Source organism: Brevibacillus brevis NBRC 100599, assembly GCF_000010165.1.
Lineage (GTDB): Bacteria > Bacillota > Bacilli > Brevibacillales > Brevibacillaceae > Brevibacillus > Brevibacillus brevis_D.
Window position 1 is genome coordinate 5,304,514 of record NC_012491.1, and the last position, 10,487, is coordinate 5,315,000.

A 10,487-nucleotide genomic window follows, 5' to 3' on the forward strand; every position below is an offset into this window, starting at 1 on the left:
ATTAACTTATCTTTAACTTTAGACCTCTTTTACGCAAAAATCAATGCCTAATCTTGTAACCCATCGTTGCCGTAACCGCTTGCTTCCAACCTGCGTACAGCCCCTGGCGCACTTCGTCTGCCATATCTGGTGAGAAGGAGCGCTCCACCACTTTATTATTTACAATATCTTCCTTACTGCCCCAATACCCGACGGCAAGCCCAGCCAGGTAAGCTGCTCCCAGTGCGGTCGTTTCATTCACACGCGGACGCTCTACCTCTGTATTCAGGATATCGGACTGGAACTGCATCAAAAAGTTATTCGCCACGGCTCCACCGTCTACCGCCAGCTTTTGCAGCCGGATACCGGAGTCAGCCTCCATCGCTTCAAGCACATCCCGTGTCTGATAAGCCAAAGACTCCAGCGCTGCCCGAATCAAATGGTCTTCCGTCGTTCCACGGGTCAAGCCAAAGATCGCGCCTCTTGCTTCCATGTCCCAATACGGTGCTCCCAGTCCAACAAAGGCTGGAACCATATAAACACCATCTGTGGTGTCAACAGCGAGTGCGTGTTTTTCTGAATCCGAGGATTTTTCGATCAGCTTGAGTCCGTCACGCAGCCATTGAATCGCCGCACCAGCCACAAAAATACTGCCTTCCAGGGCGTACTCTACCTTGCCATCCACGCCCCAAGCAATGGTCGTCAACAGCCCGTTTTTGGATGCCACTGCCTTTTCTCCGGTATTCATCAGCATGAAGCAACCTGTTCCGTATGTGTTTTTTGCCTGCCCTTCCGCAAAGCACGCCTGCCCAAACAAAGCCGCCTGCTGGTCTCCGGCAATCCCGGCAATCGGAATCTGGAATTCGAAGAGCTTCTCGTCTGTGTAGCCGTACATTTCGCTGGAAGGACGGACAGCTGGCAGCATGCTTTTCGGAATTTGCAGCATGTTCAACAGCTCGTCGTCCCACTCCAGGGAATGAATATTAAACATCAACGTGCGCGAAGCATTGGAATAGTCGGTCACATGCACCAGACCATTGGTCAGCTTCCAAATCAGCCACGTATCAATGGTTCCAAACAAGAGGTCGCCTTTCTCAGCTCGCTCCCGTGCTCCCTCCACATGATCGAGCAGCCATTTTACCTTTGTGCCAGAAAAATAGGCGTCAATCAACAATCCCGTCTTTTCGCGAACGGTTTGCTCAAAGCCTTGCTCCTTCAACTGGTTGCAAATATCGATGGACTGTCTGCTTTGCCATACAATCGCATGGTGGATCGGCTTTCCTGTGTGCTTATCCCATACCACAGTGGTTTCCCGCTGATTGGTAATCCCGATTCCTGCGATTTCTTCCGGTTTCACATGATTCTCCAGTAAAACCGCTTTCAAAACCTCTAGCTGTGATTCCCAGATTTCCTCGGCATTGTGCTCCACCCAACCTGGCTTCGGATAGATTTGTGTGAACTCCTTCTGAGCAACTCCGATAATGGCACCTGATTTATCGAATAAAATAGCGCGAGAGCTCGTGGTTCCTTGATCGAGGGAAAGCATATATTTATTTTCCATGATAACTGTTCCTCCTTCACTCATTTGGAATCGTCTTCATTCTTACCTTTATGTCTAGGAACGCGCACTTTCGGATGCGATTCGCTCCTTGCTGCCGATTGATTTTTTGGTTGTCATGCCGACCACGATGGCAATCACCATGAAAGCCGCTAATGCTATTACACCTGTCAGCGAATGGTCTGTAAACGTCCATTTGTAAAAAAACGCTCCACTTACTGCTCCAATGATAGGTCCAACAACAGGAATCCATGCGTAGCGCCAGTTGGACTTTCCTTTGCCGTGGATGGGCAAGAGAGCATGGGCGAGGCGAGGGCCAAGGTCACGGGCTGGATTGATCGCATAGCCGGTAGTACCACCAAGAGACAAACCGATTGCGACAATCAGGAAGCCAACGATAAACGGATTGAGTCCTTCTGCAAATTTATTCGCTCCGATCGCCAGTAGACCGAGCACTAAGAAAAACGTACCTAAAATTTCGCTGAAGAGATTGGCGACTGTATGAGGAATCGCGGGACCTGTTGCAAATACCCCCAATTTGGCTCCTGCATCATTCGTCTCACGCCAATGCGGGTAATAAAAGATCCAGACAAACGTCGCGCCCATAAATGCCCCAATCAGTTGAGCCGCTATATAGCCCGGCACATGCTCCCACGGAAATTGACCGATGCTGGCCAGTGCAATGGTAAGTGCCGGATTCAAATGCGCTCCGCTAATGCTTCCTACCGCATACGCTCCGCACGCAACTGCCAACCCCCAGCCCAGCGTAATCACAATCCAACCGCCGTTTTGGGAATACGCCTTTTTCAAGTTCTGTCCGGCGCAAACACCTGCCCCCAAAATGATCAAGATCATTGTCCCGATCAATTCCCCTACATAAATAGACATGCCCCATCCTCCCCCTTTTTGGGAAAATTGTAAAACAACTCCCGTAAAGCGCTTACAATTCGCCAACTTCCTTGTGGTTTGACTGGCAAGAAAATAAAAAAGCTAATACTCGCAACTCAAGAGCGAATGCCCTCACTTTGCAAATATTAGCTGATCTCCCAATCTCCACAGCACTATTAACTTAAGACTTACTATATAGCCACGGCTCAAAATTTGTCAAGAATCCCTTTCCTTCACTTTTGCCAGTTCTCGCATCAAGCCCGGCAAAAAGAATAACGGGTAAATCAGCAGGTACAGGTTCGGAATCCACCAGGACCAATCAAAATCTGCCTTGAACGCCCAAAAAGCAATTGCCTGCAAACCCGAGCAGGACGTCAAAACAAGTGACAGCATGGCGAGCGGCTTCCAGATGTACCGCCCTCTGCGAAAGGCGTACAGACTGGCAAAGCCTGTGATGGAAATGAAGATATCCAATGGAAAAAAGGACAGGTTCCATGCGAGCAAATGGGGATCGTAGTAATCCTGATACAGATATTCCACGGGGAGAAGCTCCAAAAATGTAATGAGCCAGTATGCGACAAAAGCCACATCGGTGACCCAGAAGAACACGAGCATGGTCCTCACATTTTTCTCACTCATTTCGCCTCAGCTACCCCTGTATCTTTGGAAGGTTGCGCATGAGAAGTGTCTCCCAGATTCAACAGCACACAACCCACGATGATCAGTCCGACAGCAATTACTTTTTTGACAGTGAAGGCATCCTTAAAGATCACCACACCAATGACCGCGATGATTGCTGTACCAAGACCCGACCAGATGGCATAGGCTGTCCCGACCTCCATTTCCTTGAGCGCCAGGCTCAGCGACGAGAAGCACAAAATATAAAAGATAAACATCATCACACTCGGGACAGGCTTGCTCAGGCCGTCAGACAGCTTCATGGATGTTGTTCCAGCCACCTCTAGTAAAATGGCCATTAATAGATAGACCCAACTCATTATGTTCCTCCTACTTACTAGAATCTACGATGCCACCTAGTAAAATATCGATGACGGCATCCAGCGCTTCGCCAATCGTCACATGATGCTGGTTCGCTAACTGTTGATCAATTAGCTGGTTGAGCGTTCCGGTATATATCTGGATCAAGATCGGAAGCTGGATACGACGAAACACGCCTTCCTCTACCCCTTGCTCCAGAATGATCCGAACATGCTCCCACTCCTGTTGATTGAACGCGTCGATCAGCTTCCATTGCTCGGGATAGTAGCGCTTCAGCTCATACCACACGCGCAGGTCCGTTCGTGAGAAGTTGTTCGGGACCAGTGCCAGAAGCTGCCGCATCTTCTCTACCAAATCGAGGTCAGGATCGTGTAAAATCTGATCTTCCGCTTTACGCAAATCCTCGATGTTTTCTTCAATGACCTTGGTAATCAAGGCTTCTTTCGATGGAAAGCTCGCATACAACGTCTTGGTGCTAACGCCTGCTCGCCGAGCTAAATCGGACATCGTAAAACGGACGCCCTTGGTCTCAATCTCATGATAGGCGCATTGTAGGATACGCTCCTGCATGCTCTTGCCCCCTTTCGAAAACAAGGAAAATATTTTGTTTTTCATATTTTCCAAAAGGTACTCTTAGCATAGCGTCATACTCATGACTTGTCAACAATCGCCAAACCACGCTTGGCTCAGTGCCTCGATACCAGAATCGACTTTTTCCAAAGGAATGCCCGCGAAGCCGAGAAAAAACTCTTTTGGCAAGGGATTGGGTGGCACCAGCCATGTAAACGATGCGGAGGAGGCTCTCACACCTGCCTGAATCGCCAGCTTTTTCAACTCCTCCTCGCTTCGCTCGCTGTTTACCCGAAGTAAGACGTGAAAGCCCGCATCCGCTCCGATGACTGTCGCTCTTTTGCCAAAATGCTTGTGCACAGCAAGCAGCAGCTCATCATGCTTTTTACGGTACAGCTTGCGCATTTTACGGACATGCTTTTCGAAGTATCCTTTTTCCATAAAGGCTTCCATCGTCCGCTGATGTAGTCGGGATGAAGATGGTTCCAGCAATGTCTCGCGCAGCAGGTTGTAGTACGTATCCAGCAGAGATTCTGGCAAGACCATGTACCAAATGCCTAGTGCAGGCGCCAATACCTGCGCAAAGCTCCCCATATATATGACATTCGCATGCGGAAGCAAGCCTTGCATAGACGGAATCGGTCTGCCATGGTAACGAAACTCTCCGTCATAATCGTCTTCGATGATGTACCCTCCCACGCTTTTGGCCCATTCGAGCAATTGCAGTCGCTTGGATATGGGCATGATCATCCCACGTGGGTATTGATGAGCCGAAGAAACGGCAGCCAACCGAACCTTTGAGTCATATAGCTCCCTGACATTAATTCCATCCTCTGTCAGTGAGATCGGCACCACATCGTAGCCGTGCTGGCGAAACGTATTGGCAAACAGCAAATACCCCGGATTTTCTACGCCGATGCGTTGGAACTGCGGCTTTACCATCAAACAGATCAAGGACAGCAAGCCAAATTGGTCCGCGCCAATCACCACTTGATTCGGTGAACAAGCAACGCCCCTGTACCTGCGCAAGTAGTCAGCGATTTGGCTCCTGAGTCCAGCCTCCCCTTGCGGATCCCCATAAAAAAGATTCTCCTGCTGATCTATGTGAAGTGTCTCATTGTACAAACGCCGCCAAATCATGGTTGGAAATAACGAAAAATCATTGCGGGAGAGATGAAAGTCATAGACGTATTCCCGCTCGTCACGCAGCATGGGCCGCTGGATGGCGTGTATGCTCGGATCAGCACCCGGCTTCACCTCTGGATCAGGCAATTTCTCCACAAAGTACCCACTGCGCGGTTTGCTCTGGATAAAACCTTCCGCCAACAGCTGCTGGTATGCCATTTCCACAGGTGTCGTGCTCAAGCCCAGCAGGTCAGCCAGCTTTCGAACGGATGGCAGCTTGCTACTCACCGCCAAGCGTCCTGCGACGATCTCCTTTTTCAAATAGGCATAAAGCTGTACGTATTGCGGATCGTTGTCGTTTTCCTGCCAATTTGGGGTCAAGAGCATCTCGATTTCCCCTTCCATCTGTCCTTTTCATTTTTACAAAACTGCACATTTTCAAGTATACACTTGTTCGTTATCCTGAGAAAAAGAAGTTTTGAACGAATAGGAGGACAACGACTATGTTTATGACACAACAAGAAAATACAAGTGCAGCGGTTCGCTTTTTGGAAGGAGAACGTGTCTTTTTGCGACCGATTGGCACGGAAGATACCGAATTATACTTCCGCTCCTTGTTCAGCAAGGAAACGCGTATGCTGACTGGTACACAAAAACATTTCACGCGCGAGCAAATCCACCAGTACATAGAAAACAAAGGCCAAGACTCCTCCAGTGTCCTCTTATTGATCTGCCTGTGTGAAAATGATCAGGTAATTGGCGACGTCCAAATCGGGGATATCGATCGGAATAATCGCAACGCCTTTATCCGAATTTCTATTGATCAAAATGCCTATCAAGGCAAAGGCTACGGAAGCGAAGCCCTTCTGCTGATGCTCGATTATGGTTTTGGCATCCTCAATCTGCACCGCATCGAGCTAAACGTATTCGCCTTTAACGAACGTGCCATCCACACGTATGAAAAGCTCGGCTTCCAACGGGAAGGCGTACAACGACAAGCGCTCTATTACAACCATGCCTATCACGACTCCATTCTCATGTCCATGCTGGCAGATGAGTATCGGGCGAAATATTTAAAATAGCAAATGGAAAACGCACCGGGAGATCGTCCAACCCAGGTGCGTTTTTACATGTTGGCTGGGACTCCATAGAATAGAATTCACTGTAGGTAAATAGGATCAAGAAGGAGTATAATTATGTAAATGGTAGGAAAATCCACTTGTTTCACAGTGATCCCTTCAAGAAAGAGAGATTGATATGAAAAGAAAACTCCTGATCACCCTAAGCTTGTTCATCGTGCTGAGTGTACTGACGGGTTTCCAATCTGCATCAGCCAACACCTTGCAGCAGTCCTTGCAATCTACACTTGTCCCTGTTTCAAAAATGGAGCTTCCTGCAAAAACCATCATCGGTTTTGGAGAAGCTACACATGGCAACAAGCAATTCACTACGCTAAAGTTAGATATTTTTAAGCATTTGGTAGAAAAACAAGGTTATCGCGTATTTGCCATCGAAGGTGATTTTGGCGGTGGACAAAAGGTCAATGAATACATCTTAGGTGGCAGCGGAACTGCGAAGGATGCCGCAAAAGCCATTGGATTTACGATTTACCATACAGAAGAAATGGCCGCCCTTCTCTCTTGGATGCGCACCTTTAATGAGCAACGGGATGCCAAAGATCAAATTCATTTCTATGGCTTTGACATGCAACGCTATGACCATAACAAAAGCGGGCTATTCGCCTATTTGAAAAAAGTTGATCCGACACTCGCAACCAAGTATGAGAAGCTGCTTACGAATCTGAATGATCAGACGGTGTATGATCAAAAGATCTCCCTCGTACAGGAGGCGCTCACCCACATAAAAAGCTTGATGGAGCAGATGAAACAAAACCAATCCGCCTACATCGCCAAAAGCTCTGTGAAAGAATATGAGCTGGCTACTGCCTTCGCAGAATCCATCAAGCAAAACGCTACACTGCGCGGCACAAACACAAACTATGGCAACACCCGTGATCGCTATATGGCGGACAAAGTGATGTGGATTCTATCCTTTGAAAAGAAACATTACGGTCGCAATAACCTGTTCATCGCCGGACATAATGGACACATTGAAAAGACCTCCACTTCCGCAGGACTGACAACCTGCATGGGGGCACATCTCGCAAAAGCCTTGGGGGATCACTATTACGCAATCGGAAGTGAATTCTACGAAAGCACCTTCCTCGCAAAGGACGCCACTACCAATGAGCGCAAAGCATTTACTGTAAAAAATAGTGGCAAAGATCGGCTAGCTGTTTTGTTTGCACAGACAAACATGGCGGATGGATTCCTTGATTTTGCCAAGGCAAAGCAGCATCAGGATTTTTACACCTATCTGAATAAAGCGCAGTCCATCAGTGCAATTGGTGATGCTTTTAGTGGCTGGTATGGAAAAATGGAGAAGATGTATACGTTGCAGATGGTTCCAGCAAAAGCTTTTGATGCGATCATCTTCGTGCGAACGGCTACTCCTTCGGTTATGATAACGGATTAACGGGTGGACATTTTCCTGGTTAAAAAAAACGGCAGCCACTGAAACTGGCTGCCGTTTTTTTGAGGGTATGCGATTATTGCTCCAATACCTTTTCAAGCTCGCCGCACCAATTGCTCCAGCCATACTTGGCTCCGCCCAGTGCTTGAGCATTTGAGATTCCGGTTTGTTCAAGATGAAGGTTAACCTTTCCGTCCCCTAAATCCTGCAACGTCCAGGTGACCGTGTGCTCCTCTCCTCCACTGCACCAAGTATAGGACAGCCGGTGTGGTTCTTCCACGATTAGCACTTCACCGTTAACAATTCCATCCCAATATTCGGTCGGCTGAGTCCGAAACTGAAAGTGGTGTCCGATGACGGGCTTAAAATCATTTTCCATCGCCTGTCCGGTGTGGACGTTGACCATCCACTTAGTGAGCTTGTTTGCATCGGTTAAGGCCGACCAGAGCTTCTCCATCGATGTCTTGTACTGAAAATCCAGGGATAATGTTAAACTCATTCTTCTTCCTCCTCTAAAAATTGGTTTAAGCGCAACATATTCGTACTCCAGAACTGCGTATAGAAAGCTAACCAATCTTGAATTTCTCTAAGTGGGGCGGCGTTTAGCCTAAATCGCGTTTCTCTGCCTACTTTTCGGTCAAGTACCAGTCCGGCCTCTTTTAAGATTGTCAAATGCTTGGATACCGCTGTACGCCCCATTTGAAACTGTGCCGTTAATTCATGAAGCGGCATCTCCTCTGCCTCTGCTAACAGGCGAATCAGTCGCCGCCTGGTTGGATCTGCAATCGCATCAAACACATCCCGTAACGGGTTATTCTCGCTCACAACACTCCCTCCAAAATCTGATTTTCTGTAGGATGGTGGGGACAACCGTTAATTTCTGCAACCTCCCTAAAGTTTGCGGCTCATCGGACGCAGCGTATGTGCGTGAGATAAAGCCGCTCCAGTCATTAAAAAGAAGATACCAGCGTGAACCCATTCTTTAAGCCGAGGGAAACCTGGGATAACGAGAGCAATGGCTCCAAGCACTTTCCAAATCCCGAGAATGGTCAAGATGTATAGCGGGTAACCAAGATTCGTCACTAACTCGATGTTTCCCCCAAATTGCATCAGCTGACCAATACCCCTTAACAAAAGAGCTACTACGAGTAGTAATGTGACTGACCAATAAGCAATCATTTTTCCTCGGGGCTTGGTTTCGGCTTTCGCGATTGTTTCTGCACCGTTAATTTGACCCATTTGTTTCCCCCTCATCATGGTTTCAAGTGAAACTTAATCATGTCCGAAACTTTCTAAATGACTAACCCCTAATTGGACACCGATTAGTGTCACTTTGATAATACGACACCTTTTGGTGTCCTGTCAACAACGGCCTTTACTTTAGCACGACTGGAATAATCATTGTATTGTCCCTTGACTACATGCTAAAAAGCCTCGGCGCGTTCATGCCGAAGCTAGATGATTGTCAGTCGAATCTGAATAACCGCCTGTTAACGTAACCCTTGACTAAGTTCTACGATCCTATCCTTCACATTTCCATTGCTTAATCCACCGTGGTAACAAACCACAGATGCAATGTCGAGGTCTACATACTTTTTCAACGAGAGTCTAGCTGCATTCATATCTGGTGTAGTTGGGACATGAATGCCTTCGAGAAACCCGTTTACACTGTACATCGAGTCCCCGGCAATGAGGATCTTGCTTTGCTTTAGATACAGGCTAATATGACCGAGAGTGTGCCCAGGAGTATGGATGACGCGAATCCCACCGCAAAACGGCAGTTCCTGACCGTCACTCACGGTATGATCCACTCTGCCCTTCGGAGGATTCTCAACGTGTCCGTCTTTTAAAAGTGGGATCTCCCCCTGAATATACGGCTTATCCAGTTCGTGTGAATAAACGTGAACCTGATCCCCGCACTCCTGCAAAATCTCTGGGAGACTGCCGATGTGATCCACATCCTGATGCGTCAAAATCACAGCTTTTAGTTTGTCGAGCGGCACCCCTGTCTTTTCCATGGCCACGCGTAAATCTTCCATTTGTCCAGGGAATCCGGTGTCTATTAAAACAGACATGTCTTGATCCCACAACAGAATGGGATGAATGATATTCCCATGAAAATCCAGATCAAGCATTTCGACTCCCTTTGAAATTTCCATCAATCAGTCCTCCGTAAAATCAAATTTTTACGTAAGGTTATATTATTATGTTAGTTTCGTTGTTGTCAACATTGCATAAAAAAAACCATTCCTTTAAGGAATGGCTTCTTCATTCATTCAAAACTGGATCTGCATGATCAGTTGCTAAGTGTGTGGATAAGTCCTCGACCGATTAGTATTCGTCAGCTCCACGCGTTACCGCGCTTCCACACCGAACCTATCAACCTCATCGTCTATGAGGGGTCTTACCAGCTTGCGCTGTGGGAAGTCTCATCTTGGAGGGGGCTTCACGCTTAGATGCTTTCAGCGCTTATCCCGTCCGCACATAGCTACCCAGCTGTGCCACTGGCGTGACAACTGGTGCACCAGCGGTGCGTCCATCCCGGTCCTCTCGTACTAAGGACAGCTCTCCTCAAACTTCCTACGCCCGCGACAGATAGGGACCGAACTGTCTCACGACGTTCTGAACCCAGCTCGCGTACCGCTTTAATGGGCGAACAGCCCAACCCTTGGGACCTACTTCAGCCCCAGGATGCGATGAGCCGACATCGAGGTGCCAAACCTCCCCGTCGATGTGGACTCTTGGGGGAGATAAGCCTGTTATCCCCAGGGTAGCTTTTATCCGTTGAGCGATGGCCCTTCCATGCGGAACCACCGGATCACTAAGCCCGACTTTC

At 48.0% G+C, this 10,487-nt stretch carries 11 protein-coding genes, 1 rRNA gene and 1 pseudogene (1 of these 13 running past the window's edge); 2 read left to right on the top strand and 11 right to left on the bottom strand.

Features of this window, described 5'->3' with window-relative positions; all coding sequences use genetic code 11:
- Positions 1-40: 40 nt before the first annotated feature.
- The 6 genes from glpK to BBR47_RS25215 all read right to left on the bottom strand — a co-directional run bounded on the left by glpK (position 41) and on the right by BBR47_RS25215 (position 5,506).
- Positions 41-1,540 (bottom strand): glycerol kinase GlpK, encoded by a 1,500-nt coding sequence (glpK, locus tag BBR47_RS25190; protein WP_015893267.1) that lies wholly within the window; start codon positions 1,538-1,540, stop codon positions 41-43.
- 54 nt (positions 1,541-1,594) lie between these two features.
- Positions 1,595-2,425 carry an MIP/aquaporin family protein gene (locus BBR47_RS25195; protein WP_015893268.1) on the bottom strand — a complete coding sequence of 277 codons (831 nt, stop codon included), beginning with the start codon at positions 2,423-2,425 and terminating at the stop codon, positions 1,595-1,597.
- A gap of 216 nt (positions 2,426-2,641) precedes the next feature.
- Positions 2,642-3,064, bottom strand: a complete 423-nt coding sequence (locus BBR47_RS25200; RefSeq protein WP_041749647.1) for a YvaD family protein — start codon at positions 3,062-3,064, stop codon at positions 2,642-2,644.
- Complete coding sequence (locus BBR47_RS25205) at positions 3,061-3,423, bottom strand: DMT family transporter (RefSeq protein ID WP_015893270.1); 363 nt, start codon at positions 3,421-3,423, stop codon at positions 3,061-3,063. The genes BBR47_RS25200 and BBR47_RS25205 overlap by 4 nt, the downstream gene beginning before the upstream one ends.
- A gap of 10 nt (positions 3,424-3,433) precedes the next feature.
- Entirely contained in the window at positions 3,434-3,994 is a 561-nt protein-coding gene (locus BBR47_RS25210) for a TetR/AcrR family transcriptional regulator (RefSeq protein ID WP_015893271.1), read from the bottom strand.
- Positions 3,995-4,084: 90 nt separating this feature from the next.
- Positions 4,085-5,506 carry a PLP-dependent aminotransferase family protein gene (locus BBR47_RS25215; protein ID WP_015893272.1) on the bottom strand — a complete coding sequence of 474 codons (1,422 nt, stop codon included), beginning with the start codon at positions 5,504-5,506 and terminating at the stop codon, positions 4,085-4,087.
- A gap of 116 nt (positions 5,507-5,622) precedes the next feature.
- Here BBR47_RS25215 and BBR47_RS25220 point away from each other — a divergent pair, with 116 nt between their 5' ends.
- Positions 5,623-6,201, top strand: a complete 579-nt coding sequence (locus BBR47_RS25220) for a GNAT family N-acetyltransferase (protein ID WP_015893273.1) — start codon at positions 5,623-5,625, stop codon at positions 6,199-6,201.
- A 175-nt stretch (positions 6,202-6,376) separates the two neighbouring features.
- Complete coding sequence (locus BBR47_RS25225; protein ID WP_015893274.1) at positions 6,377-7,654, top strand: erythromycin esterase family protein; 1,278 nt, start codon at positions 6,377-6,379, stop codon at positions 7,652-7,654.
- A 73-nt stretch (positions 7,655-7,727) separates the two neighbouring features.
- On the opposite strand, the gene BBR47_RS25230 is transcribed toward BBR47_RS25225, so the two are convergent.
- From BBR47_RS25230 to BBR47_RS25250, 5 genes and pseudogenes are all read right to left on the bottom strand, one after another.
- Positions 7,728-8,150, bottom strand: a complete 423-nt coding sequence (locus tag BBR47_RS25230) for an SRPBCC family protein (RefSeq protein WP_015893275.1) — start codon at positions 8,148-8,150, stop codon at positions 7,728-7,730.
- On the bottom strand, positions 8,147-8,476 hold the full coding sequence (locus BBR47_RS25235) for an ArsR/SmtB family transcription factor (RefSeq protein ID WP_015893276.1): 330 nt from the start codon (positions 8,474-8,476) through the stop codon (positions 8,147-8,149). The genes BBR47_RS25230 and BBR47_RS25235 overlap by 4 nt, the downstream gene beginning before the upstream one ends.
- Before the next feature lie 99 nt (positions 8,477-8,575).
- Positions 8,576-8,890, bottom strand: a pseudogene (locus BBR47_RS25240) (DoxX family protein); the annotation flags it as partial.
- Positions 8,891-9,141: 251 nt separating this feature from the next.
- Positions 9,142-9,810, bottom strand: coding sequence for an MBL fold metallo-hydrolase (locus BBR47_RS25245; RefSeq protein ID WP_015893278.1), 669 nt, complete (start codon positions 9,808-9,810; stop codon positions 9,142-9,144).
- Positions 9,811-9,962: 152 nt separating this feature from the next.
- Positions 9,963-10,487 (bottom strand): 23S ribosomal RNA (locus BBR47_RS25250) (it continues 2,404 nt past the right edge of the window).